21 protein-coding genes and 1 pseudogene are annotated in these 25,276 nt (G+C 39.7%); 9 read left to right on the top strand and 13 right to left on the bottom strand.

Annotation, left to right across the window (positions count from 1 at the left end; all coding sequences use genetic code 11):
• Positions 1–99 precede the first annotated feature (99 nt).
• Positions 100–1,232, top strand: a protein-coding gene (locus C9E88_RS09960; protein ID WP_223155595.1) for an IS3-like element ISAba14 family transposase whose coding sequence is annotated in 2 segments (ribosomal slippage) — positions 100–352 and positions 352–1,232 — 1,134 coding nt in all. Because the reading frame shifts where the segments join, the coding sequence is not laid out codon by codon here.
• Between the two features lie 175 nt (positions 1,233–1,407).
• On the opposite strand, the pseudogene C9E88_RS09955 reads toward C9E88_RS09960, so the two are convergent.
• The 11 genes and pseudogenes from C9E88_RS09955 to C9E88_RS09905 all read right to left on the bottom strand — a co-directional run bounded on the left by C9E88_RS09955 (position 1,408) and on the right by C9E88_RS09905 (position 12,676).
• A pseudogene (locus C9E88_RS09955) lies at positions 1,408–2,403 on the bottom strand (linear amide C-N hydrolase).
• 224 nt (positions 2,404–2,627) lie between these two features.
• Positions 2,628–3,110, bottom strand: a complete 483-nt coding sequence (locus C9E88_RS09950) for a GNAT family N-acetyltransferase (RefSeq protein WP_264766843.1) — start codon at positions 3,108–3,110, stop codon at positions 2,628–2,630.
• A 166-nt stretch (positions 3,111–3,276) separates the two neighbouring features.
• Positions 3,277–4,164, bottom strand: coding sequence for a hypothetical protein (locus C9E88_RS09945; RefSeq protein ID WP_137287924.1), 888 nt, complete (start codon positions 4,162–4,164; stop codon positions 3,277–3,279).
• A 107-nt stretch (positions 4,165–4,271) separates the two neighbouring features.
• A complete protein-coding gene (gene purD, locus C9E88_RS09940; RefSeq protein ID WP_106986710.1) occupies positions 4,272–5,555 on the bottom strand; it encodes a phosphoribosylamine--glycine ligase in 1,284 nt (427 codons plus the stop codon).
• Positions 5,556–5,918: 363 nt separating this feature from the next.
• Entirely contained in the window at positions 5,919–7,493 is a 1,575-nt protein-coding gene (purH, locus tag C9E88_RS09935) for a bifunctional phosphoribosylaminoimidazolecarboxamide formyltransferase/IMP cyclohydrolase (RefSeq protein WP_106986703.1), read from the bottom strand.
• A gap of 94 nt (positions 7,494–7,587) precedes the next feature.
• The gene (gene fis / locus C9E88_RS09930) at positions 7,588–7,857 is read right to left on the bottom strand and encodes a DNA-binding transcriptional regulator Fis (RefSeq protein ID WP_001086304.1); all 270 of its coding nucleotides are present in this window, start codon (positions 7,855–7,857) and stop codon (positions 7,588–7,590) included.
• A 391-nt stretch (positions 7,858–8,248) separates the two neighbouring features.
• Positions 8,249–9,139 carry a DUF3426 domain-containing protein gene (locus C9E88_RS09925; RefSeq protein WP_106986704.1) on the bottom strand — a complete coding sequence of 297 codons (891 nt, stop codon included), beginning with the start codon at positions 9,137–9,139 and terminating at the stop codon, positions 8,249–8,251.
• A gap of 21 nt (positions 9,140–9,160) precedes the next feature.
• Positions 9,161–10,063: a 50S ribosomal protein L11 methyltransferase gene (gene prmA / locus C9E88_RS09920; protein WP_106986705.1), complete on the bottom strand. Its 903-nt coding sequence runs from the start codon at positions 10,061–10,063 to the stop codon at positions 9,161–9,163.
• 150 nt (positions 10,064–10,213) lie between these two features.
• Positions 10,214–11,101: a bile acid:sodium symporter family protein gene (locus C9E88_RS09915; RefSeq protein WP_106986706.1), complete on the bottom strand. Its 888-nt coding sequence runs from the start codon at positions 11,099–11,101 to the stop codon at positions 10,214–10,216.
• A 202-nt stretch (positions 11,102–11,303) separates the two neighbouring features.
• Positions 11,304–12,185 carry a bile acid:sodium symporter family protein gene (locus tag C9E88_RS09910; protein ID WP_106986707.1) on the bottom strand — a complete coding sequence of 294 codons (882 nt, stop codon included), beginning with the start codon at positions 12,183–12,185 and terminating at the stop codon, positions 11,304–11,306.
• 143 nt (positions 12,186–12,328) lie between these two features.
• Positions 12,329–12,676, bottom strand: a complete 348-nt coding sequence (locus C9E88_RS09905; protein WP_106986708.1) for a hypothetical protein — start codon at positions 12,674–12,676, stop codon at positions 12,329–12,331.
• 257 nt (positions 12,677–12,933) lie between these two features.
• On the opposite strand from C9E88_RS09905, the gene mnmG reads away from it, so the two are divergent.
• From mnmG to C9E88_RS09885, 4 genes are all read left to right on the top strand, one after another.
• Positions 12,934–14,814: a tRNA uridine-5-carboxymethylaminomethyl(34) synthesis enzyme MnmG gene (gene mnmG, locus C9E88_RS09900; RefSeq protein WP_106986709.1), complete on the top strand. Its 1,881-nt coding sequence runs from the start codon at positions 12,934–12,936 to the stop codon at positions 14,812–14,814.
• A 70-nt stretch (positions 14,815–14,884) separates the two neighbouring features.
• Positions 14,885–15,817 (top strand): IS5-like element IS17 family transposase, encoded by a 933-nt coding sequence (locus tag C9E88_RS09895; RefSeq protein WP_099475569.1) that lies wholly within the window; start codon positions 14,885–14,887, stop codon positions 15,815–15,817.
• Positions 15,818–17,093: 1,276 nt separating this feature from the next.
• On the top strand, positions 17,094–18,296 hold the full coding sequence (gene mhpT / locus C9E88_RS09890) for a 3-(3-hydroxy-phenyl)propionate transporter MhpT (protein WP_106984837.1): 1,203 nt from the start codon (positions 17,094–17,096) through the stop codon (positions 18,294–18,296).
• A gap of 156 nt (positions 18,297–18,452) precedes the next feature.
• Entirely contained in the window at positions 18,453–18,779 is a 327-nt protein-coding gene (locus C9E88_RS09885) for a hypothetical protein (protein ID WP_106984836.1), read from the top strand.
• A 68-nt stretch (positions 18,780–18,847) separates the two neighbouring features.
• On the opposite strand, the gene glnG is transcribed toward C9E88_RS09885, so the two are convergent.
• Positions 18,848–20,326 carry a nitrogen regulation protein NR(I) gene (gene glnG / locus C9E88_RS09880; protein WP_106984835.1) on the bottom strand — a complete coding sequence of 493 codons (1,479 nt, stop codon included), beginning with the start codon at positions 20,324–20,326 and terminating at the stop codon, positions 18,848–18,850.
• Positions 20,313–21,422, bottom strand: coding sequence for a nitrogen regulation protein NR(II) (gene glnL, locus C9E88_RS09875; RefSeq protein WP_106984843.1), 1,110 nt, complete (start codon positions 21,420–21,422; stop codon positions 20,313–20,315). The genes glnG and glnL overlap by 14 nt, the downstream gene beginning before the upstream one ends.
• A 352-nt stretch (positions 21,423–21,774) precedes the next feature.
• Between glnL and rimO the strand changes: the two genes are divergently transcribed.
• The 4 genes from rimO (at position 21,775) to uppS (ending at position 25,275) form a co-directional block, all read left to right on the top strand.
• Positions 21,775–23,112 (top strand): 30S ribosomal protein S12 methylthiotransferase RimO, encoded by a 1,338-nt coding sequence (rimO, locus tag C9E88_RS09870; protein WP_106984834.1) that lies wholly within the window; start codon positions 21,775–21,777, stop codon positions 23,110–23,112.
• A 41-nt stretch (positions 23,113–23,153) separates the two neighbouring features.
• A complete protein-coding gene (pyrH, locus tag C9E88_RS09865) occupies positions 23,154–23,882 on the top strand; it encodes a UMP kinase (protein ID WP_106984833.1) in 729 nt (242 codons plus the stop codon).
• A 79-nt stretch (positions 23,883–23,961) separates the two neighbouring features.
• A complete protein-coding gene (frr, locus tag C9E88_RS09860) occupies positions 23,962–24,516 on the top strand; it encodes a ribosome recycling factor (protein WP_106984832.1) in 555 nt (184 codons plus the stop codon).
• Positions 24,517–24,522: 6 nt separating this feature from the next.
• On the top strand, positions 24,523–25,275 hold the full coding sequence (gene uppS / locus C9E88_RS09855) for a polyprenyl diphosphate synthase (protein ID WP_106984831.1): 753 nt from the start codon (positions 24,523–24,525) through the stop codon (positions 25,273–25,275).
• The last annotated feature ends 1 nt before the right edge of the window (position 25,276 follow it).

The raw sequence follows: 25,276 nt of genomic DNA, 5'->3' as shown, positions 1-25,276 counted from the left end.
ATTTTATGTATAGAGATGGATCCGTAAATTTGAACAACTCCTATAAGTGATATTCTGCTCCTCAAATGATGTTATAAACATCAATATATGGAGTATTTTATGGCACGTAGACCAAGAAGAAATCATTCAAATGATTTTAAAGCTAAGGTAGCACTTGCTGCGATTAAAGCAGAAAAAACACTTGCTGAATTGAGTGCTGAGTTTGATGTTCATCAAAACCAAATTATTGACTGGAAAAATCAATTGATCTCAGCTTCCTCGCAAGCTTTCGATCAATCAAAAGCTCCAACAGAACCACCCATCGATCTAAAAAAACTACATGCAAAAATCGGTGAGCAGGCATTAGAAATTGATTTTTTAGAAGGTGTGTTGAAGAAACTGGGCCGCTTCAACCACAAAAGTTAATCGACGACTCACTTCAGATTTCAGTATCTAAGCAAGCTAAGCTGCTGAAAGTCTCCCGTGGTTGTTATTACTATCGCCCAAAACCTGTGAGTGCATCAGATCTGAAGCTGATGCGATGTATTGATGAATTACATATGCAATATCCTTTTGCAGGCAGTCGTATGATGCGTGATTTGTTGAATCGTCAAGGACATCATATAGGACGACGTCATACACGTACTTTAATGAAGAAAATGGGTATTCAGGCGTTATATTGCAAACCAAATTTAAGCCAGGCTAATCAAGCTCACCGTAAATATCCATATCTGCTCAAAGGATTGGCTATTCAGCGCAGTAATCAAGTGTGGTCTACGGATATAACGTATATCCCTATGGCAAAAGGCTTTGTTTATTTATGTGCTGTGATTGATTGGCATAGCCGCAAGGTACTTGCGCATAGAGTATCGATTAGTATGGAGGTGGATTTTTGTATTTCGGCTTTAAATGAAGCGATTGAAAAATATGGTCGACCTGAAATATTTAATACAGACCAAGGCAGCCAGTTTACCAGTGATGCATTTATTGATGTATTGAAATCAAATGGCATTCAAATCAGTATGGATGGTAAAGGTCGATGGGTAGATAATGTGATGGTTGAACGATTATGGCGGAGCGTTAAATATGAAGAGGTGTATCTCAAAGCTTATAGCAGTGTCACAGATGCGAAAAAGCAATTAAGTGCATATTTTGAGTTTTATAATTTGAAACGACCTCATTCGAGTCTAGACAAAATGACACCAAATGAGTTTTACTATGATCAGCTACCCCAACAAAACAAGGTGGCTTAACTAGAGCGGAATATCACTTATAAATACGCTTTTAGTTGTTCAAACAAGTGGGACCACCTCTTATCACAGAGTTTCAATCGAAGGTCGTGCAACTCGGTGTGAGTTGAGTTGCACTTAAAACGCTACTTATTTTATTCAATCATTTGTATGCGTAACATGAAGAAATTAAACCAATTTAATCATGATCACTGACGGGTAGAAAATTAAAAGCAGGTGTAATCTTGAAAGCATCATTTGATTTACCTGCATAGATTTGGGATTGATCTTGTCCTAATTGCAATACTTTGCATTGACCATTACTGAAATCAATCTCTTTTAAATCGACCCAAAATACATTTGGCGATACTGCCGACTCAAAGAAATACAGCATTCTTTTGTGATCGGCCACGGTTCGCCAGCGCGTTGAAGAAATATTTGGTTCTTCCGCTGTATTTAGCCCAAAAGGCACAGAGGCATTGCGGATGACACTGAATACACTGGCCAATGCATCGTTTGGCTCGGCTTTTTTAGGAATAGCGTTGATATAAAAAGACGCACGTGCAAAACGGTCAGCTGCACGGTTAGTACCTGGAAGCATGACTGTGCCACCAATTTGTTTCCAATACTGATTGAGTGCCAGTTGTTGGTCAAAAGTAGGGGAATAGGTCATCACTTGATATTCACGGTTATGGTGAATCACTTGTTTACCTTGAATATATTCAATAATTGCACTGTCGCCACTGGCATCGGAAATAGATAGGTGCAACGATGCTAAGCGGTTTTGCCCTGGAACTTGGTCTGAGATCACTGCAAAAGGTTCAGTTTCCATAAATTGTATGGCTTCTGCGACGGTTGCAAAATTATCTAAGACATATTGCGCCCATAGTGAAATGCTCAGCGTGGGTTTTGTATTTTTAATGCGTTTCGGGTATTCGGATTCGACCAGCCAGAGCAGGTTGGCACATAAGCCTTTTTCGTTCATTCCATCTGTGGTGGCAATGTCATAGCCAGTGGCAACCACTGATCCATATTTTGCTGTCCATTCAATCGAGTTTGCGCCAGCTGATCCATTTCTTTTAATGTTATTGGCTAAGATCCATAAATTGGTGCCTACATCGACTTTCTAATCCATAGAACGATCTGTCATATTTTGTTGTTCGTCACCTAAATATACGACACGTGTACACGCCATAGTGATCTCTATTGTAATTAAGCATCTATTTCATAATAGTGCTTTTTTTATGATTTTTGCATTATTTTGCTTGATTTATAATCGTTATTTTTTTGAGCAGATTGGCTAGATCTATTTGGCTGTATCCACATTATAAATTTCGCAAAACGAGTGTTTTATATATTGATACAGCACTGCAAAAGATGATTGTCTTGATTGTTTTGTTAAAGCGAGAAGAATGACTTCTAGCAAAATGGAATGTGTAAATAGTCACTGCGCTGAACTTCATAGAGTACATGACGGTTTAATGGGTGATCCGCTGGTACTAGCGGATGATTAAACTCACGTACTTTTTCCATGCCAATACGTTGCATGACACGTTCTGATGGTGTGTTTAAACTTGCCGTAAATGAAATGACCTTATCTAATCTTAGGTTTCTAAAAGTGTGTTTCAGTACGGCTTTTGCACCTTCGGTGGCATAACCTTGATGCCAATATTGTGGCAGTAAGCGCCAGCCAATTTCAGGGGCATCGGCTATTTCAAACTTAGGGGGATGTACATGTAAGCCGATAAAGCCAATAAATTCACCTGTGGCTTTCAACTCAACGGCATATAAACCCCAACCGGGTGTTTCGATTGCATCGCGTAGGTGCTGCATAAAAGCAGTAGCTTCTGAAGCATTGAGTTTTTTTAGAAAATAACGCATGACGTCGTCATCTGCACACATTTGGAGGAATGGAGCAGTGTCAGAGTCTTGCCGTTGGCGGAGGATTAGGTGAGGGGTTGTATTTTAAAAATCATTAAAGCTGAGTCTAGGGAAGCTTCATTAAATAGAATGTGATTCACTATGCTAATAGCAAAGTAAGATGATTTTATAGTGAGCTATTTGGTCTTTAGAAAGGGATTTTTGGGTCTCTGAAAATGAACTGATTAGGATGTAAATCTGATTCTACAGCTTTTAGAGTTCTTGAATTTAAGAGTCTTTCTGGGTCTTTCTTTATTGAATCCATAATTTTTTCGCTTTGAGTTTTTGAAATTTTATCCGTGAATTCATTTGCAATGAAATTTAGTTTATCTTGCAAGTATTTATAAAATTCAGGTGGTAGAAGGTAATTTTTACTAATAATAGCGCCTTGTTTTAGAGTAATACGGCTTGGGCGCATCTTATTTATGTGTGTATAATTTATATTTGAAATCAAAATAAAATTAGGTAATTTAATATAGATTAGATGATCTCTATCCGCTATTGTCAGTAAGTCAATATCAATAGTTCTTGTAAAGTAGGCATTAAGGTTTGACTTTGTACATTTAAAATCAGCTATAGCACCACCTTCTAATGGTATTAGATGTTGTTCATATATACCTAAGTTACTTGAATTCCCTAATATATATTCTCGAAGAGTTGATTCAGCATTTTCAATCTCTGAACTCTTATCTGTGTCATGAATTTCAGTTAAATATATTAAAACTCTCCAAGATAATCCTGCACAAAATCTGCTTAACTGTTTGCTGTATGGAAGGTTATAAGTATGAGATTTTCTGTTCATGTAAGGATGAAAGATAGTATCTGCAAAATATGATTCGTCATTGGATAGAAGATCCTCACATTCTTTACACAATAATTTGGTTTTAATGATGTCTTGGCATCTAAGATTTGGTTTGTTTATGTCCCTTAAATATCCTGTCGCAGAGGTTTTGATTAGCCAACGACCAATAAATTTGGGGATAATATGACTCTCAATGAGCACTTTTTGTTTTTTACATAGTCGACAAGGTTTCATTTTTAGTAATTATGATTTTATATAAGGTATTAAATTAACACTTTAGCTTCATCAAAAAAACCCGCATTTAGCGGGTTTTTTTAGACTTAATCTTCTGCGAGAAAAAATTAAGCATTTTCGCGAGCAATTGCACGGTAACCAATATCTTTACGGTATTGAACACCATCAAAAGTCACTTTTTGGCAAAGCTCAAGCGCTTTCGCTTGCGCTTCACCAATTGTATTGCCAAGAGCCGTTACGCAAAGTACACGACCGCCAGCAGTTACAATGTCACCATTCTCAAGTGCTTTTGTACCTGCATGGAATACTTTTGCATCCGCCATTTCTGTGTCTAAACCAGAAATCACATCACCATTGCTAGAAGTTTCTGGGTAGCCACGTGACGCAAGTACGATACCTACAGTCTTACGCTCATCCCACTGCGCTTCCGCAGGTAAGTTACCTGCAATACCAGCTTCAACCAAATCAACTAAAGATGATTTTAAACGCATCATAATTGGCTGAGTTTCAGGGTCGCCAAAACGACAGTTGAACTCGATCACTTTAGGTTGACCTTGTTCATCAATCATCAAGCCTGCGTATAAGAAACCTGTATACACGTGACCGTCTTTTTTCATACCTTCAACGGTAGGACGCATCACTTCATTCATGGTTTTTTCAAATACGTCAGCCGTCACAACAGGCGCAGGAGAGTAAGCACCCATACCGCCTGTGTTTGGACCTTGGTCGCCTTCAAAGATACGTTTGTGATCTTGTGAAGTTGCCATAGGCAAGATGTTGTCGCCATCAATCATACAAATGAAAGATGCTTCTTCACCAGCAAGGAATTCTTCGATCACAACGCGTGAGCCAGCATCACCAAATTTGTTGCCTGCAAGCATGTCATCAATCGCATCAAATGCTTCTTGATTTGTCATGGCAACGATCACGCCTTTACCTGCAGCAAGACCATCAGCCTTGATTACAATTGGCGCGCCATTTTTTTCTACAAATGCTTTCGCTGCATCTACTTCTGTGAATACGTCATAGAAAGCAGTTGGAATGTTGTGGCGTTTTAAGAAGTGCTTGGCAAATGCTTTAGAACCTTCAAGCTGCGCAGCAAATTGAGTAGGACCCCAAATTTTTACACCCGCTTCACGGCAAGCATCTACAACGCCATTTACAAGCGGTGCTTCAGGACCAACCACGATTAAATCAACTGCATTGTTTTTTGCAAAGTCGATAATCGCTGCATTGTCTAAAATGTTAAGCGCAACATTTTCGCATTTATTTTCAGTTGCAGAACCCGCATTACCCGGTGCTACAAATACTTTTGCGACTTTGTCATCTTGTGCGATTTTCCATGCAAGTGCATGTTCACGACCGCCATTACCCAAAACTAAAATATTCATCGGTTCATACTCCATGAATCGAAAATGACATAAAGTCCTCAGCCTAAAAATAGGAGAGGACTTTATGCAAGATTAGAAATCTTTTAGCCCTAAATTGATTAAGGCTTTTTTGAAACGTCTTTGCTTGATCGGCACGTCGGAATCTTTCCAGTATACATTCAGATAAGGGAACAGACCTTCGGTTGGACCTACTTTTGTTAAGGCAAAAGTAGGCAAAACCATTGTCATCCGCAAAACTCGTCATATTTGATCTATGACCTCATTTTTCGCAGAAACAGGATATATTGAAATAAATCCTGCCTCAAACAATTGCGGATGACGGGTACGCGTATCAACTTAGATCTTGTTCCACAAAATCATGTATTAGTGGCGGAAGTGACGCATGCCAGTGAAGACCATTGCAATACCAGCTTCATCAGCAGCAGCAATCGTTTCTTCATCACGCATAGAACCACCCGGTTGGATAATGCATTTGATACCAGCTTTGGCAGCGTTATCAATACCATCACGGAATGGGAAGAATGCATCAGATGCCATTACAGCGCCTTCAACCACTAAACCAGCATGTTCAGCTTTGATTGCAGCAATACGAGCAGAGTTCACGCGGCTCATTTGACCTGCGCCCACACCAATCGTTTGACGGTTTTTAGCATAAACAATTGCGTTTGATTTAACGTATTTCGCAACTTTCCAAGCAAAGATCATGTCATCGATTTCTTGTTCAGTTGGTGCACGTTTAGTCACAACTTTTAAGTCATCTTTCGTGATCATGCCTAAGTCTTGGTCTTGAACCAATAGACCACCATTTACACGTTTGTAATCTAACTGAGCTTTACGTTCAGTGATTGCAGGAAGTTCGCCACATACAAGTACGCGTACGTTTTTCTTCGCGCCAGTTACTTCAAGCACGCCTTCAGCAACGCTAGGAGCGATGATCACTTCAACGAATTGACGGTCAACAATTGCTTGAGCAGTTGCAACGTCTAATTCACGGTTGAATGCAATGATACCGCCGAATGCAGATTCAGGGTCGGTTGCGTATGCAAGGTCATAAGCAGCTTGAATGCCGTCAAGTGATACTGCAACGCCACATGGGTTTGCGTGCTTAACGATTACACAAGCAGGTTTAGCGAATGATTTAACACATTCAAGTGCAGCGTCAGTGTCTGCAATGTTGTTATAAGATAATTCTTTACCTTGTAACTGTTTTGCAGTTGAAACAGATGCTTCAGTTGCTGTGTCTTCTACATAGAAGGCAGCAGATTGATGCGGGTTTTCACCGTAACGTAGATCTTGAGCTTTGTTTAATTGCGTGTTGAATGTACGTGCAAATTTGTCAGCAGTACCTTCTTCTTTACCTACGCGAGCGCCTAAGTAAGATGCGATCATACCGTCGTATTGAGCAGTATGTTCGAATGCTTTAACTGCTAAGTCAAAACGTGTTGCGTAAGATAAAGCACCCTCAGCTTTAAGCTCAGCAATCACAGTTGCATAGTCAGCAGCATTTACCACGATACCTACAGAAGCATGGTTTTTAGCAGCAGCACGAACCATTGTTGGACCGCCAATGTCGATATTTTCAATCGCATCTGCAAGTGAACAGTTTGGTTTAGCCACAGTCGCAGCGAAAGGATAAAGGTTAACAACAACTAAATCGATTGCATCGATGTTGTGTTCAGCCATCACAGCTTCGTCTAGACCGCGACGAGCTAAGATACCGCCATGAATTTTCGGATGCAATGTTTTAACACGGCCGTCCATCATCTCTGGGAAACCAGTGTGCTCTGAAACTTCAACTACAGCCACATTATTGTCTTTCAACAATTTGTATGTGCCGCCAGTAGATAAAATTTCTACCCCTAGAGCAACTAGGTTTTGTGCAAATTCAACAATTCCGGTTTTATCGGAAACAGAGATTAAAGCGCGTTTAATAGTCATGATCTTCGTCACAGTTATCAAGGAACAAATTAAATCAAAAAAGGCAAATGCAAGATAAAAAAAATGCCTGCGGAAGCCGCAAGCATTTTATCACTTATTCGCTCATTAAACCGTGAGCTTTTAACTTTTTACGTAAAGTGCCACGGTTCAAACCGAGAATCTCGGCAGCGCGTGTTTGATTACCACGCGTATACTCTAGAACTACAGATAAAAGAGGTTTCTCCATTTCTGCTAGCACCATGTCGTACACTTGAGAAGGTTGCTCACCTTGCAATTGTGCGAAGTAATGGCGAACTGCGCGATCTACGTGAATACGAAGAGCGACATCAGATTGTGCAGTAAAAATAGGAGATTTGCTATTCATGCGAATTAATCCGAAAAATCAAAATATCACTTGGGTAAAGTGATAGTTATAAAGTGGTCTAAAATTTAAATGAACTCCGTTTTAGATCCTAAAACGGTTGGTTCTAAAACTGTACATTTAGCATGCCACAATCTGTCAACTTGGTCGAAAAATAAGCGTAACAATAGTTAAATATATGTTACGGACCATTTTAAAAACAAAAAAATCTGCTCTATACGCGATATATATATAAGGCGCATTTCGCTGATGTTCTATTTGTATTAAAAAGACTGAAGAGATTGCAGCACAAAGCTTTCGTGGCGCGTATCATACCATTGTCTAAGAAAAAGTGAGCAAGAAAACTGCATTTTTTTTTAATTTTTTTTGCAATTTTTAATAGTTTTTTTCAATTTTACGGGCGAATGATTTCTAAAGTATAGCTGTCGAAGCTTTTACGTGCATGCGAGAGCTTAAAATTGAAGTTATATGGTGTGTTGCTTGGTATGCGTTGAATACCTGTAAGGCTGTCTGTGAGATAGTCTTTAGGTTGAATGTTGTAAACTGCAAATTCTTGTCCGTTGTGTTTTAGCTCTACACGAATGATTGGCAGTAATAGGCTACGAGTGTGATGATTGATAATTTCACCTCTAAATAAGACTTGGTCTTCACCATCAGCTTTTACACGTACTTTCTTTAAGTTAACTAAATTGTAGTGCTCTTCAAGCTTTGAACAGGTAAATACTTCACAGATACCATTAAAAGCACTGCTCATGATAGGGCTGTTTTTTAAATACTGTGGGTTAAACCAAAAGAACTGAAAGAGCAGTACGCTAAAGAGTAGGACGTTAACTGTTGTCCAACCTATATAGCTAAGTACGGAACGTTTTTTTTCTACTTCCGTATTTTCAGACCAGTTTAAAGCAGGGAAGTTGCCAATTGGGTCTGTACTAAAATAGTTAAGGTTATTAAGGTAAGTGCGGAGGTCAATATTTGAGTTTTCGACTTTTTGATCAAATATTGCTAGTAGTCTATTGCTATAAATGTTGGTTGCAATTTCAGCTTGATCTGCCTCTAAGTTGATTTGTGCAACATCTATAGGTTCAGCCGAAATAGGGGCAGGTTTTTTTTCAACAGCGTTAAACATCTGGACGTTGTCACTTTGGACATCGACCAGATGTGATAATGCATTAAATGTATGGGAACATTTTGCACAGCAAACCATACCCTGCGAGATCGTCAACTGAGCGACAGATATGCGGTAAGTGGTCGAACAAGATGGACAAAAGGTCTGTTTGTTGCTCATAAATGCTTTTACATAAAATGATTAATACGAGTGACGTTTTCCAGAGATTCTGCACCAGTATTCGTCACGTTTTTCGACCTTTAATATATCAAAGAATTTACTGTAAATGTTAGAAACATCAGCAACTTGCTCTTCAATTACACCTGCAAGTGCGAACTCTCCCTCAGATTTAATTAAAGTTGAGAATTCTTCGGCAAGCATCATTAATGGGCCTGCAAGAATGTTTGCAACAAATACGTCAGCTTTTTCATTTTTAAGCTCAGAATTGAACTCTTCTGGTAGGCCGACATACAGACGATCAAGAACACCATTTAGTTCTGCATTTTGTTTTGTTGCTAAAACAGCTTGTGGATCGATGTCAGTTGCATAAACTTTTTTTGCACCCAACAATAATGCAGCTACGCCTAAAATACCTGAACCACAACCGTAATCGATGACAATTTTATCTTTTACGTCAGTTTGACCTAACCATTGTAAGCATAAGAATGTGGAAGCATGGTTACCTGTACCAAATGCTAGGCCCGGGTCGAGCTTAATATTTACAGCATCGGCTTCAGGTGGTGTCATCCATTCAGGCACGATCCAGTATTTCTCACCAATTTGAATTGGCTCGTAAGCATCCATCCATGTGCGTTCCCAAGCTTGATCTTCAATAAACTCATGGCGTAATGGTGCTTCTGGCATTTGGGCAGTAATAAATGTTAATAAAGCATCAACATCAATTTCTTCGCCTTCTTCTTCGGCGTAGATACCTGTCACAATGACTTTGTTCCAAAGCGGTGTTTCACCCGGAAGCGGTTCTAATAAATCCTGATTTTCAGCATCATCTAAAGTTACGCTGACAGCACCTAGTGAACTTAGTAGTGTTTCTGTGAAATCTACTTGTGCTTGATCAACAGTAATATGAATTTGTAGCCACTTCACAGTTAAGAACCTAATCGTATTATTTAAAGAGCTATTGTAGCGGAACTTCATGAACTCCGACTATAGCTTGACGGGCTAACATAAAAATAAAAGGATACTAAAAACGTATCCTTTTATTTGTTTGGGCTTGAGTGAGTAAATGAAACTAAGTTAGTTGGGTTGAGTTTCAACTTCTGTTGGGGTAAAAGCTGCAAATTTATTGAGCAACAGACCAAAGAGTGCGGCAAAGATATACATAAAAATTGAATAAACCGCTGCAGGCATTGCAATCGCTGTATTCATTAGTACAGTCAGTGCGATAGTCATAGCTAAAGTGCTATTGTGAATACCAATTTCAAAGGCACAGGCGCGGGCTTGTGCACTATTAATACCAAATAGGCGCGGTACAAAATAGCCAATACATAAGCTACAAATACAAAATAGCGCAGTTGCAATACCAACTTGAGAAATATATTCACCAATATTCTGCCGTTCTGCCACTATTGCACCAATAATGATTAAAACCAGAAAAATCACGGCAAATATGCGTAAAGGTTTGTTGAGCTTTTCGCTTAGGCGTGGTGAGTAATGGCGAATGAGCATACCAATGGCAACGGGTACAATAATAATGCTAAAAACTTGTAAGATTTTAGAGAACTGTAAGGTGATTTGTTGACCATCTTGCAGAAAGTGGGAAATCGCAAAATTGACAATTAAAGGTAAAGTAAACGCGGCAATCACTGAGTTAATGGCAGTGAGGCTGATATTGAGCGCTAAGTCACCTTTAAATAAATAGCTAAATAAGTTGGCTGTACTCCCGCCTGGTGAGGCAGCTAAAAGCATGAGTCCGACAGCGAGTAATGGGGGTAATGCCAGTAGTTTACATAGTAAAAATGCAATACTCGTAAGTACGATGAGCTGGCAACACAATGCAACAAGAACAGCTTTAGGGTGTTTTCCGACGCGAGCAAAATCTTTTAAAGTGAGCTCTAGGCCAAGTCCAACCATAATAATGGCAAGTGCTAAAGGGAGTAATATCGTAATAATTTGTGAGTTCATCCTTGCCTCGTTTGTTAATTTTTTCGAACTTAGTAAGCAGTGTTAAGTGAGCAAGCTCCTTGGTTGTGGATTGAAAGTTGTATTTAATTTCTTGTTGTTGCGAGATTTGATCTCAGATTTTTTATGGATTGCCTCAATCTGGTTGAGGCATGATTTGTTACTTCTTAAATAGTGTGTCGTTTGTGCAAGATTGAATACTGTATTAAGGCTTAACTTGGTTGCTGAGTAAATTGCTCTTTTTGCGCGTTAAGATATAGCCAAATCCAAAAGCGAATAAATACATATATATGGAATATACACCAGCAGGGATGGCAATGGTGGTACTAGATAGTACGGAAATTGCAATCGTGATTGAAATGGCAGTGTTGTGAATACCAATTTCAAAAGTACATGCACGGGCTTGTCGTTCTGTTAAGCCTGCTAAATGTGGAACCAGATAGCCAATAAACATACTGCTAAAGCAAAAAATTCCGACTGCAATACCAACATCGACAAAATATAAAATCACATTTGAGCGTTCACGGAACAGTGCATAAATAAAAATTGCGGTGAGAAATAAGATACACAGCATCCGCATGGGGCGATTACATTTTAAAGCAAGGTGTGGAAAATAATGGCGAATAAGCAAGCCAATACACACTGGGATAAAGATGATCAGAAAAATATAGGCGAATTTATCGGCCTGTATGCCAATCGTTGTATCAGACTGCATAAAGTAGTGTAATGATAGATTGACAATAAAAGGCAGGGTAAAGGTGGTAATAATTGAGTTAATAGCAGTTAAGGTTAAATTTAAAGCCACATCACCTTTAAATAGAAAACTCAGTAAATTAGCAGTCGGGCCACCCGGTGAGGCAGCTAAAAGCATAAGCCCAACAGCCAGCAATGGCTCAAGAGCTAAAACGACGCAAATAAAGAATGCAATGCTGGTTAAAATGACCAGTTGGCAAAAAAGAGCCAAAAAAATAGCTTTAGGATAACGCCCTACACGTAGAAAATCTTTAACCGTTAACTCTAGGCCTAGCCCCATCATCATAAAAGCCAAGATGACGGGTAGGAAAAAAACAAATACACCCGAATCCATGGAATATCCTTATTTTTATGTTCCTTCTGGATTGAGTTTAAACAAGTTTTCTAAATAAGCAACAAAGAAAAAGGGCGAAAATTAAGCATTTTGCCCCTTAGTTTGGATGGAGTGTGAACTATATTACATTCATATATTAAAAATTATCGGGGACTGGGTGGTGCAAAGCCTAAAGCACATTTACCTTTCACTTCTTTACCATCTACTGTAATTGATTTGGCGTTTGCATCACTATGACATGCCGAATTCAGCTCGGCTTCTGTGCCTAGTAGTTTAGTTTTGCTGCTAGAGAAAAACTGAGGCTGGCAGGTCCCATTCCAAATAATGCCGCGATAAGCAAAACTAACTTGATCGCCCTGGGTTTTGCCTTTACACACTTGTTGATACTTTTGTGCATCATAAGTGCTTTGAACTTTGTCATTTGCAGAGGCTGTAAATGAAGTTAAACATAAACCATAAAGCATGGCTGAAAGAAAAATATTCTTATACATGGCCGTTGTCCTTAAGTTTTTGTTGGAACACACTCTAGATTAATAAATAGTCAAAATAAAACAACCGCTATTGCGTTATGAAGAGGATATAAATGTTTTAAATTGCTGAATTTTGCAAATTACGTACAGGCTTAAATGGATTTAATGTGCTTTTGTGTAGTGAAAATAAGATAAAAAACGACTGAATCAGTCAACTTATAAGTGAAATTTTGCTATAATCTTGGGTCATCCATTTTTTGAAATCTCTCCATACCACTATGCATTATCCTAAAGTTTACGATGTCATTGTTATCGGTGGCGGTCACGCAGGTACCGAAGCAGCTCTCGCTGCGGCTCGCATGGGTCGACAGACTTTGCTTTTAACTCATAACATTGAGACTTTAGGGCAGATGAGCTGTAACCCAGCCATTGGTGGTATTGGTAAATCGCATTTGGTGCGTGAAATTGATGCCTTGGGCGGTGCGATGGCATTGGCTGCCGATAAAGGCGGTATTCAATTCCGTATTTTAAACTCACGTAAAGGTGCGGCAGTACGTGCAACACGTGCGCAAGCTGACCGTGTACGCTTTAAAGCGGCAATTCGTGAAACATTAGAAAACCAAGCGAACTTAGATATTTTCCAGCAAGCTGCTGATGACCTCATTGTAGAAGGTGATACCGTTAAAGGTGTGATCACACAAATGGGTGTTCGCTTTGATGCAAAAACTGTCGTATTAACTACGGGTACATTCTTGGGCGGTGTGATTCACATCGGTCTAAACAATGCATCGGGTGGTCGTGCGGGCGATCCGCCTTCAATTTCGTTGGCTGCGCGCTTACGTGAATTGAATTTACCTGTAGGTCGTTTAAAAACAGGTACACCACCACGTATTGATGCACGTTCTGTCGATTTTTCTGTAATGACAGCGCAGCCGGGCGACTTCCCATCTCCGACGATGTCATTTATGGGTGATGCGTCTATGCACCCAGAACAAATTAACTGCTATATCACGCATACCAATGAACGCACACACGACATTATTCGTGGCGGTTTAGATCGTTCACCGATGTATACAGGTGTAATTGAAGGTGTAGGTCCACGTTACTGCCCATCAATTGAAGATAAAATTCATAAATTTGCCGATAAAGACTCACACCAAGTATTCCTTGAGCCTGAAGGTCTGGATACTCATGAGCTATATCCAAACGGTATTTCAACATCACTTCCTTTTGATGTGCAGTTTGAATTGGTTCGTTCAATCCGTGGTATGGAGAATGCACACATTCTTCGTCCGGGTTATGCAATTGAATACGATTATTTCAACCCACAAGCATTGAAATTCTCTCTTGAAACCAAAGCAATTAATAACTTGTACTTTGCTGGTCAAATTAACGGTACAACAGGTTATGAAGAAGCGGGTGCACAAGGTTTACTTGCAGGTTTAAACGCTGCGCGCCGTGCATGGGATCAAGAGCAATGGACACCAAAACGTGATGAAGCGTACATGGGTGTATTGGTTGACGACTTAATTACATTAGGTACGAAAGAACCGTACCGCATGTTTACCTCACGTGCGGAATACCGTTTGATGCTACGTGAAGACAATGCGGATCAGCGTTTAACTGCGATTGGCCGTGAAATGGGTCTGGTAGATGATGCGCGTTGGGATTCGTTCTGCCAAAAAATGGAAGCGGTAGAAACTGAAAAAGGCCGTTTACAGCATCTTTGGGCTGCGCCAAACAACCCATTGGGTAAAAAATTCGTTGAAATGACAGGTGATGATCTGTCTAAAGAAACTAACGCAATTGATTTGTTAAAACGTCCAAATATTAATTTTGCTCAAATTGCTGAGCTTACAGGTTCAGAAGTGTCTGCATTTGTGGGTGAGCAAATTGAAATTGCAGTGAAATATGCGGGTTATATTAACCGTCAGCAAGAAGACGTTGCGCAAATGAAGCGTTTGGAAGATACCAAAATTCCTGCTGATTTTGATTATGACGCAGTTTCAGGTCTTTCTCGTGAAATTACCATGAAGCTTAAAGGTGTGTTGCCTGAAACACTTGCACAAGCCAGCCGTATTCCGGGTGTTACACCAGCGGCGGTTCAATTGGTGATGATTACGATTCGTAAAAATGCCAATGCTAAAAAATCTGCTTAAGATTTCAAGTTGAAATGGCTTTGTTGCACAAACCTATCTGTAAAGGCTTTTTCAGCGATATAATTTTCAAATGAAGAAGCCTACACACAAAATCTACCGCACAACCAATTGGCCCGCATATAACCGAGCACTCATGAGTCGCGGAAATATTGCCATTTGGTTTGATCCTGCTACGCAATGGTATGCTCCATCAAAAGGCAAACAAGGGCGAAATCAAACCTACTCCGACGCAGCTATCCAATGCTGCTTAATGATTAAATCTCTATTCCGTTTGTCTTTACGTATGGTCACTGGCTTTGTGCAAAGTCTGATTAAACTTTGCGGATTAAATTGGACCGCACCAGATTACAGTACGCTTTGTAGAAGACAAAAGCATATTGATATTGCAATCAGCTACCAAAAAAGTAGCGATGGGCTGCATCTACTCGTAGACTCTACAGGCATGAAGTTTCTAGGTGAGGGCGAATGGAAACGCAAGAAACATGGAGCTGAATATCGTCGCCAATGGCGTAAACTACATATTGGTATAGATGCCAAAACCCTACAAATACGCGCTATTCAGCTCACAACCAATAATGTCAGTGATTCACAGGTGCTTGGTGATTTACTTAATCAGATTCCACAAGATGAGCAGATTGACTCTGTTTATACCGATGGAGCTTATGACACCAAGCAATGCCGTCAGGTCATTGCAGATCGGCAAGCGCATGCGGTGATTCCACCTAGAAAAAATGCGAAACCATGGAAAGATACAAAGAGTAGCTCGCTAGAGCGAAATGAATTACTTCGAACAGTTAAACATTTAGGCAGGACATTATGGAAAAAATGGTCAGGCTATCATCGCCGCAGTTTGGTGGAAACCAAGATGCATTGCATCAAATTATTAGGCGATAAATTAATGGCAAGAAGCTTTCCTAGTCAGGTGAATGAGATCCATGCACGTGTAGCAGTCCTTAACAGATTTACGGAATTAGGTCGCCCACTTACCCAAGTTACGCCTTAAATTTGGATCAATTAGGGGCGCTTTGCATTTCAAATCTTTGTGCAACAAAGCCATATTGAAGTAGAAGATTATCATACATATTATGTGGGGGATATTGGTATTTGGGTTCATGATATGGGTGGGTGTAAGGTATCTATCGGAATCTGATTTAAGTAGCATTTAAAGTGTGCGATCAGTGCATAATTTCAGGATTCGATGCGTTTTATAATAAATGGTGGCCTTTATGTTTCTTAAATGTAGTTTCAGGAAATTTTGGCGATCAAGGTATTTCATTCGCATATTATGCACGATTATTTTAAATACTTCGTTTTAAATAATCAGATGGGGATAAATCTTTTATTTTGAGTTTTTATTCTTTGGAAGCAATCAACATAATTTTTAAACTGATGGAAAATCTTTGCTAAAATACTCAAAGTTCCAAATTTTGATCATTCCAATGTCATGCTAACTCATTGAACTTGACACTTAAACCACTCAAAACATCGCTTGCCCACATTGTCATCAATACATCATCAATTGTTAAGAAGAGCAATATATTTAACTATGTGAGCACATTTTATTTATGGTGTGAATACATTACCAATGAATCCAAGCAAACCATGCAACAAACAGTTGCTGATTTTCCTGCCAATGATAATCAAATCAATACGTTTGCTGAGTTAATAGTTACGAACAATTCGTGCAATATTTGATTATAAATTCTGATTTCGGTGTGGCAGGCTATTCGCGTTTTAATGGCTTAGCCTTTAACTTCTTCTTCGACTTTATCGTCAGCACTGTCCATGCCAAGCTTTTTAAGTTTGAGTGTCAGCGTATTGTCACCAGTCTTGAAGTCCAGCCATATGGTGCTTACGGCCACGGGGTTGCTGTAAAGTATCATTGATTAGTGCGCAATTTCTTGGACTGTAAAGCTCATTATAAATATTTATTAGTAAGTAATTATTTGATTGTAATACATTTTAAAACCAGAAAAAACACGGATAGAATTTTCAACAGCACAGCATTTTATCTGAAATCATATTATCTATTGTTTTTTGTTATAGCTGTATAGCTAGAAGCTTTGTTTTTATTAAGTTGCTGTTTTTTAGTAATAAAATTAATAAATAAGACTTGAAATGTATTGTTATGCAACCTTTTGCTTATAAGTTTCATTAAGTTTGGCTTATAAATTAAACTTTAATCCGACTATTGTAGTGGTATTTATTGTGACTCAATCGGCAGAGAATGCACACACAGTCAGATGTGGCTGTGTGTGTACTACGGATGGAGTTAGATCATGGCACAAGTACAAACGAGGAAAATACAGAAAATTTTAACGGTATTTTTGTGTTTCTGGGTGGCGTTTTTTGAAGGTTTTGACCTACAGGCACCTGGGATCGCGGCGAAAGGAATTGCAGCGACATTTTCATTAGATCAGGTACAAATGGGCTATGTGTTTAGCTTAGGGGTATTTGGTATGTTATTCGGTGCATTTTTTGGTGGCCGTGTAGCAGATTATTTAGGGCAAAAGAAAGTGTTGATGCTTTCAATTGCAATCTTTGGCGTATTTATGACAATCACTGCATTGGCGCCAAGTGTAGAAATATTATATGCAGCTCGCTTTTTTACAGGCTTAGGTTTGGGGGCTGCTATGCCAACCATGATTTCAGTGGTGGGTGATGAAGCAACTGAAGCAAACCGAGGTAAATTAAACAGCTTGATGTATTGTGGCTTACCTGTAGGTGCAATCTTTGTTGCAAGCTTGGCTATTATCTTTAAAGATATTTCTTGGCACACATTATTTTTAATTGGTGGTTTAACACCTTTAGTATTGCTTCCATTTATGGCAGTTATCTTAAAAGATAAGCGCAAAGAAAAGATCGAATCAGTAGTGGCAGAAGCTGTGCCGCCAATGGCGCAAGTGCTTTTTGCAGAAAATCGTTACAAATACACATTGCCGCTGTGGGTAAGTTTCTTCTTTACCCTAATGGTGAATTACATCTTAATCAGTTGGTTGCCAAACTTACTGATGGAGCAAGGCTTAGAAAAATCACAAGCATTCATGATTATGCTGATTTTCCAAGTAGGTGCGGTTATTGGTACGCTTGGCCTAGGTTACTTACTTGACCGTTTAAAATTGTGGCAAATGGCTGTGATTATCTATATCGGTCTATTTATTGCGGTATTAATTTTATTCACAACCAAATCCATTCCATTGTTGGTATTTGCAGGCTTAATTGGGGGTATTTTCTCTACAGGCGGTCAATCGATTCTGTACGGCATTTCACCAATTTTCTATAACTCAGCCGGCAAAGTAACAGGTGTAGGCAGCGCAATTTCTCTTGGCCGTTTGGGCGCGATGACAGGGCCTCTGCTGACAGGTAAAATTTTAGCGCTCGGTTTGGGCACGACAGGTATCTTGCTTGCAAGTGCGCCGGGGATTGTGCTTTCAGCGGTGGCTGTGGCAGCGTTATCTGCTTATAAATCGAGTAAAAAATAACGCGAATTGTTGTGGTAAAAATTGAGATATAAAAGGAAGCTTTGGCTTCCTTTTTTGTGGAATCTGACATTCAGGCTAAGTTAGAATATAAAAATAGCATCAGCAAATACTGAGTTTTTGCTAAAATCATTTGATTCACTCAAGATATAAATATTCATGGCTTATCAACTTATTCAACTTTCTATTCAGGCAACCGACAATATTAACTGCCCGCACTGCCAGCAAGCCGTGATTAATTGGTCAGAAGAGCAGTATGTACAGCCGTGTGAGCACACGTTATTTATCGCTATGGATATTGGTTTTGAATACATTACGGATGAATTTGAGCATACTTTGCGCCGTACTGTAGATGATATGCATGCCAATGACGATCAAGTGGTGGTGATTGAGGAACTAACAGCATCAAGTTATCCAGATTTTGTTATTTATCAGTCAGATTTAGGTATTGATGGTTACTTGCGCTATGTGGGGATTACTGCTTAATGCACTAAGGTTTCAATAAAAAAGGCTAATCCGAAGATTAGCCTTTTTTATTGCATGAGCCGAAAGAATTAGCTTTCTAATTCTTCTTCAACTTCATCGTCGGCACTGTCCATGCCTAGCTCTTTGAGCTTACGGGTAAGCGTATTACGTCCCCAACCTAAAAGCTCAGCTGCATGACGTTTACGACCACGGGTTTGCTGTAATGCGGCATTAATCAGTGTGCGCTCAAACATAGGTGTGGCAATGTCTAGAATCTTCATTTCGCCATTTTTAAGCTTTTGTACCGCCCATTGGCCAAGTAGCTCGTCCCAATGGTGAATTGAAACACGATCTAAAGTATTTGGCGCAGGCGAACCTTCACCACTTTGGTGAATTGGAATTTGTTTGAGTTCAGAAGGTAAATCTTCAGGATAAACCTCACGACCTGTAATCATCACTGTGAGCCAGCGACAAGTATTTTCCAATTGGCGCACGTTGCCTTGCCAAGGCAGTTTTTGCATATATTCTTGCGTTTCAGGACGCAATATTTTTGGACTGACGCCCAATTCTTTACCTGCACGCGCCAAGAAATGCTGCGCAAGCATAGGTATGTCTTCGCTACGGTGTGCAAGTTTTGGAATGTGAATACGAATCACGTTCAGGCGGTGATACAAGTCTTCGCGGAAGCGACCTTCATGAACAAGTTTTTCAAGGTCCTGATGGGTTGCAGCCACAATACGTACATCAACCTTTACAGGAATATGTCCGCCTACGCGGTAGAACTCGCCATCGGCCAATACACGTAGTAAACGTGTTTGGGTTTCAAATGGCATATCGCCAATTTCGTCTAAAAACAGCGTACCGCCATTGGCTTGTTCAAAGCGACCTTGGCGTTGTGTATTTGCACCCGTAAATGCGCCTTTTTCATGACCAAACAATTCTGTTTCAATCAAATCTTTGGGAATAGCAGCCATGTTGAGTGCAATAAACGGTTTGCTACTACGCGGAGAGTGGCGATGTAACGCATGCGCAACCAACTCTTTACCTGTACCAGATTCACCATTAATGAGTACCGTAATGTGCGATTGTGATAGACGACCAATAGCACGAAATACTTCCTGCATTGCAGGAGATTCACCAATAATTTCAGTGGATTGAATGGGTTGAACGGTTTTTGCAGATTCTTGTTGTTGAAGCTTCGCAATATGCAAAATTGCACGATTGACCAAGGCTAATGCTTCATCAATATCAAAAGGTTTTGGTAGATATTCAAAAGCACCAGTTTGATAGCTCGACACGGCAGATTCTAAATCTGAGTGCGCTGTCATAATAATGACAGGAAGATCGGGATGACTACCTTTGACTTTGCCTAGGAAAGTCAAACCATCAATACCGGGCATACGAATGTCAGTTAAGATGACATCGGGTGCATCTACACTAAGTTGATCGAGTGCAGATTGAGCCTCTTCAAAGCTGGTAACATCAAAACCTTCTTCTTTAAATGTTTTTTCTAAAACCCAGCGCATCGCGCGATCATCATCGATGACCCATATTTTATTTCGCGACATGTCCTGACTCCCAAGGTAAATATAAGCTAAAAGTTGTTTTGCCGGGAACAGATTGGCATTCAATCATTCCGTTGTGTTGATGCATAATATTTTGCGCAATACTGAGGCCTAAGCCTGTACCTTTAGCACGTCCAGTCACTAAAGGATAAAACACAGATTCTAAAATTTCTTCAGGTACACCTGGGCCGTTATCTTCAATGTCAATGCGTACAGCAGAGCGTTTGAGTACACCATTTATGGTAACTAGGCGCTGAATACGCGTGCGAAGAATCAGTTCTGGTTGGTGTTCTTCAAAGAAATCTTTATTTTCAGTCATGGCTTGCACAGCATTAACGCTAATGTTGAGCATGACTTGAATAAGTTGGTCGCGATCGGCCATGACATCGGGTAAAGAAAGGTCATAGTCACGTGTGATTTTTATTTTCTTTTTGGTTTGGTTCGCAATGAGGGCACGTACACGTTCTAAAGGCTCGTGTACATTGGTTGGTTCATAGCTTGGAAGTTGGCGTGAACCCAGCATGGTGTCGGCCAAATTACGCAAACGATCGACTTCACTAATAATAATGTCGGTAAATTCACTGTACTGAGGGTCATTTAAACTACGAGCCAAAAGCTGTGTTGCACCGCGGATGCCCCCCAATGGGTTTTTAATTTCATGTGCCACGCCACGAATCAGTTGGCGTGCGACTTGATGTTGCTGAATGAGATTCTCTTCTTTAGAGATTTTGAGCATTCGGTCAATTGGATTAAGCTCAATAATCAATAAAGGGTGATATGACTTGCCTGAACTTAAAAGCGACACCGTGTAATCAACATGAATGTCTTTGAAGTTCACATTAATCGTTGCTTCGCGTCGTGTATAAGGTTGCCCAGATTGTAGAGTGTTGTTTAGGGCTTCTTCTGTATTGAATTCATCATTGGGCATGTGCAATAAATGAAGCACAGGCAGGCCTTCAGCCCGAAGTAAACTGATGTCAAAAAGTGCTTCACATGACGAATTTAAGTAATAAATATTGAGATTACTATCGACCAGTAAAATCGCTGTGGTTAAATTATCTACTAATAGCCGATAATCGATGGTCATAGGTTGATCCATTAGCGGTGGGTGTTCTGTTTTAAAATGGCGCAATGGCATCTTCATAAGGCATTCTGTTTTCAGTAAACGGACTGAATTGATGCAGAGTAAGCAAAATGCACGCCAACTTTTCTAAAAGAACGCCAAATTTGAGTGCTGAATTAAAAGAATGTGCCGAAGTTGGCCTTTAATTTAAATGTATAGCGAATAAAAAAAGGGCTGTAAATAAAATATGGTTCAAAATGGTGCATTTTTAATTATATGGATGAAATTATAGCATTATTTTGGTGCATGATATAAAGAGTGGCCTTTTCACCTATTTTTATGCAAAGAAAAGACATACAATACGCGCATTCTAGTGGAGCGCAGATTCATGAAATCCCCCAAAGTCGGTTTTGTTTCTTTAGGTTGTCCTAAGGCATTGGTTGATTCCGAACGAATTTTAACTCAGTTAAAAACTGAAGGTTATGATGTTGCATCAGATTATGATGGTGCAGATTTAGTTGTTGTAAATACCTGTGGTTTTATTGAATCTGCAGTACAAGAGTCTTTAGACGCCATTGGTGAAGCAATGAGCGCGAATGGTCGCGTGATTGTGACAGGTTGTCTAGGTAAAGACGAAGACAAAATTCGCCAAATGCATCCAAACGTCTTAAAGGTGACAGGTGCTGCGGCATATCAAGAAGTTATGGAAGCGGTACATGAGTACGTTCCAGAGCCACCAAAACATAATCCATTCATTGACCTTGTTCCAGAACAAGGGATTCGTTTAACACCAAAACATTATGCATATTTGAAAATATCAGAAGGATGTAACCACCGTTGCACATTCTGTATTATTCCAAGCATGCGTGGTGATTTAGTTTCACGTCCAGTGGGCTCGGTATTAAGCGAAGCACAAGCACTCAAAAATGCGGGTGTAAAAGAAGTTCTTGTCATTTCACAAGACACTTCTGCATACGGTGTAGATACAAAGTACAAATTGGACTTTTGGAATGGCCAACCTGTAAAAACTAAGTTTTACGATATGTGTGAAGCTTTAGGGCAGTTGGGTATTTGGGTTCGTTTGCATTATGTCTATCCGTATCCGCATGTCGATGCTGTGATTGATTTGATGGCACAAGGTAAAATTCTTCCATATTTGGATATTCCATTCCAACACGCAAGTCCTAAAATCTTGAAGTTGATGAAACGTCCTGCGCATAGTGAAAATACACTAGAGCGTTTAAAAGTATGGCGTGAAAAATGCCCAGACTTAGTCCTTCGTTCAACTTTTGTTGTAGGTTTCCCTGGTGAAACTGAAGAAGACTTCGTGATGCTGTTAGATTGGTTAAAAGAAGCACAGCTAGACCGTGTGGGTTGTTTTACATACTCACCTGTTGAAGGTGCTACAGCAAACGATCTGCCAGATCATGTGCCTGAAGAGATTAAGCAACAACGCTATGAACGCTTCATGGAAGTTCAACAAGAAATTTCTGCAGCGAAACTGCAAAAACGTATTGGTCAAACCATGACAGTGTTGGTTGATGATTTAGAAGATGAGTTCCCAGTTGCAGTTGCACGCTCTTATGCGGATGCACCTGAAATTGATGGTAACGTCTTTGTTGAAGATATCGATAAATCATTGATTAAGGCAGGTGATTTGCTTGAAGTGGAAATTACCGATGCAGATGAATATGACTTATATGCGAAATTAATTCGTATTAAATGATTCACGAAAAATAATTGAAATTAAATAATTCGGAGTTGATGATGCTTGATTCTAAAAAACCGCGTTTTGGTCGCATTCTTCTAAAGCTTTCTGGTGAAGCTTTGGCAGGCAATAAAGATATGGGTATCGATGCACAAGTGCTCGATCAAATGTCACTCGCAATTGCGCACCTTGTTGGTTTGGGTGTTCAAGTGGGTATCGTTGTTGGTGGTGGTAACTTATACCGTGGCAGCCAGTTACAAAAGGATGGCCTCGTTGGTCGTGTAACAGGCGATCAAATGGGTATGTTGGCAACTGTAATGAATGGCCTTGCATTACGTGATGCTTTGGTGCGCCGTAATATTAAAACGCGTTTGATGTCTGCATTGCCAATTGGCGCAGTAGTAGAATCATATTCAAGCCGTGATGCAATTCGTCATTTAACTCGTGGTGAAGTGTGTGTATTTGTTGCGGGTACTGGTAACCCATTCTTCACTACAGATACAGCAGCATGCTTACGTGGTATCGAGATTGAAGCAAACTTAATCTTAAAAGCAACTAAAGTTGATGGCGTATACAACAAAGATCCAAGCAAATACGATGATGCTGTGAAATACGATGCTTTGACATTTGACCAAGTGTTAGATGAAAAATTAGGTGTAATGGATTTAACAGCAATTTGCTTATGCCGTGATCATAACGTGCCACTTCAAGTATTTGACATGAACAAAGCAGGTTCATTGTTGTCTGTAGTGATGGGTGAAAAAGAAGGTACTCACGTTACGAACTAATGTACGTGGGGCCGAAAGCTCTCTATACTACAGATTATATTTAGTTATACCTCATTTAAAATTTAGTAAGGAAGATCTTATGATTAACGATCTTAAAAAAGACGCCGAAGAACGCATGAACAAGTCGCTGGAGTCTTTAGAGCATGGTTTTGGAAAAGTACGTACAGGTCGTGCGCACCCATCGATCCTTAACGGTGTTATGGTTCCTTACTATGGTTCTGATGTTCCATTAAATCAAGTTGCAAACGTAGGTGTTGAAGACTCACGTACACTATTGGTTCAACCATTTGAACGTACAATGGTTGCTGCAATTGATAAAGCAATTCGTGAATCTGACCTCGGTTTAAACCCGATTACTGCTGACGCGATTCGCGTGCCAATGGCAGCACTAACTGAAGAAACACGTCGTGATATGCAAAAAGTTGCGCGTAACGAAGCTGAAAATGCAAAAGTTGCGATTCGTAACATTCGCCGTGATGTTTTAGGTGATATCAAAGCATTGTTGAAAGAAAAAGAAATTTCTGAAGATGATGAGCGTCGTGCTGGTGATGACATTCAAAAAATTACAGACAAATTTGTTGCTGAAGTGGAAAAACGTTTAGCTGCAAAAGAAGCTGAATTAATGAAGGTCTAATCTTGAATGACCGTTTCTGAAGAAAATTCCAGTCTTCCAAAACATGTTGCCATCATTATGGATGGCAACAATCGTTTTGCCAAAAAAAATCTAATGCAAAAAGGTGAAGGTCATCGTTCTGGTAAAGAGATCCTAGATCCAATTGTAGAGCATTGTCGACAAGCGAATATCCAAGCATTAACTGTGTTTGCATTTTCTAGTGAAAACTGGAAACGACCTCAATTTGAGGTTGATTTGTTGATGAAATTGTTAGAAGAAACAATTCATGAACAATTGCCACGTATGGAAAAATTTAACATTTCGCTTCGTTTTATCGGAGATCGATCACGTTTATCTCCAGAATTACGTGCACTCATGTTGCATGCCGAAGAAAGGACTGCTAACTTCTCTAGCATGACGCTGACCATTGCGATAAGTTATGGCGGTATGTGGGATATGGCGCACGCTGCACAGCAGATTGCGGCCGATGTTATGGCAAACAAATTAACGCTTGATGCAATAGATACCGATGTATTTGGTCGCTATGTCAGCATGAGTGATTTACCTGCAGTAGATTTGTTAATTCGTACAGGTGGAGATTTCCGTCTATCGAACTTTCTATTGTGGCAAGCCGCTTATGCAGAATTGTATTTTACAGATACATTATGGCCAGAATTTACCGTTGAAGAATTAGATGATGCTTTTGCAGTATTTGCAGGGCGTGAACGCCGCTTTGGTAAAACATCAGAACAAGTTCAACAAGCGTCACTTGAGAATTAAT

Source organism: Acinetobacter cumulans (assembly GCF_003024525.3).
GTDB lineage: Bacteria > Pseudomonadota > Gammaproteobacteria > Pseudomonadales > Moraxellaceae > Acinetobacter > Acinetobacter cumulans.
The sequence above is the reverse complement of the archived record's forward strand: the minus strand, read 5'-3'. Positions and strand labels throughout refer to the sequence as shown.

What these genes read in the sequence shown, in the direction of transcription:
- C9E88_RS09950 (WP_264766843.1), bottom strand. Translation starts at nt 3,110, where the DNA reads ATGTGTGCAGATGACGACGTCATGCGTTATTTTCTAAAAAAACTCAAT.
- C9E88_RS09945 (WP_137287924.1), bottom strand. Translation starts at nt 4,164, where the DNA reads ATGAAACCTTGTCGACTATGTAAAAAACAAAAAGTGCTCATTGAGAGT.
- purD (WP_106986710.1), bottom strand. Translation starts at nt 5,555, where the DNA reads ATGAATATTTTAGTTTTGGGTAATGGCGGTCGTGAACATGCACTTGCA.
- purH (WP_106986703.1), bottom strand. Translation starts at nt 7,493, where the DNA reads ATGACTATTAAACGCGCTTTAATCTCTGTTTCCGATAAAACCGGAATT.
- fis (WP_001086304.1), bottom strand. Translation starts at nt 7,857, where the DNA reads ATGAATAGCAAATCTCCTATTTTTACTGCACAATCTGATGTCGCTCTT.
- C9E88_RS09925 (WP_106986704.1), bottom strand. Translation starts at nt 9,139, where the DNA reads ATGAGCAACAAACAGACCTTTTGTCCATCTTGTTCGACCACTTACCGC.
- C9E88_RS09915 (WP_106986706.1), bottom strand. Translation starts at nt 11,101, where the DNA reads ATGAACTCACAAATTATTACGATATTACTCCCTTTAGCACTTGCCATT.
- C9E88_RS09910 (WP_106986707.1), bottom strand. Translation starts at nt 12,185, where the DNA reads ATGGATTCGGGTGTATTTGTTTTTTTCCTACCCGTCATCTTGGCTTTT.
- C9E88_RS09905 (WP_106986708.1), bottom strand. Translation starts at nt 12,676, where the DNA reads ATGTATAAGAATATTTTTCTTTCAGCCATGCTTTATGGTTTATGTTTA.
- mnmG (WP_106986709.1), top strand. Translation starts at nt 12,934, where the DNA reads ATGCATTATCCTAAAGTTTACGATGTCATTGTTATCGGTGGCGGTCAC.
- C9E88_RS09895 (WP_099475569.1), top strand. Translation starts at nt 14,885, where the DNA reads ATGAAGAAGCCTACACACAAAATCTACCGCACAACCAATTGGCCCGCA.
- mhpT (WP_106984837.1), top strand. Translation starts at nt 17,094, where the DNA reads ATGGCACAAGTACAAACGAGGAAAATACAGAAAATTTTAACGGTATTT.
- C9E88_RS09885 (WP_106984836.1), top strand. Translation starts at nt 18,453, where the DNA reads ATGGCTTATCAACTTATTCAACTTTCTATTCAGGCAACCGACAATATT.
- glnG (WP_106984835.1), bottom strand. Translation starts at nt 20,326, where the DNA reads ATGTCGCGAAATAAAATATGGGTCATCGATGATGATCGCGCGATGCGC.
- glnL (WP_106984843.1), bottom strand. Translation starts at nt 21,422, where the DNA reads ATGGATCAACCTATGACCATCGATTATCGGCTATTAGTAGATAATTTA.
- rimO (WP_106984834.1), top strand. Translation starts at nt 21,775, where the DNA reads ATGAAATCCCCCAAAGTCGGTTTTGTTTCTTTAGGTTGTCCTAAGGCA.
- pyrH (WP_106984833.1), top strand. Translation starts at nt 23,154, where the DNA reads ATGCTTGATTCTAAAAAACCGCGTTTTGGTCGCATTCTTCTAAAGCTT.
- frr (WP_106984832.1), top strand. Translation starts at nt 23,962, where the DNA reads ATGATTAACGATCTTAAAAAAGACGCCGAAGAACGCATGAACAAGTCG.
- uppS (WP_106984831.1), top strand. Translation starts at nt 24,523, where the DNA reads ATGACCGTTTCTGAAGAAAATTCCAGTCTTCCAAAACATGTTGCCATC.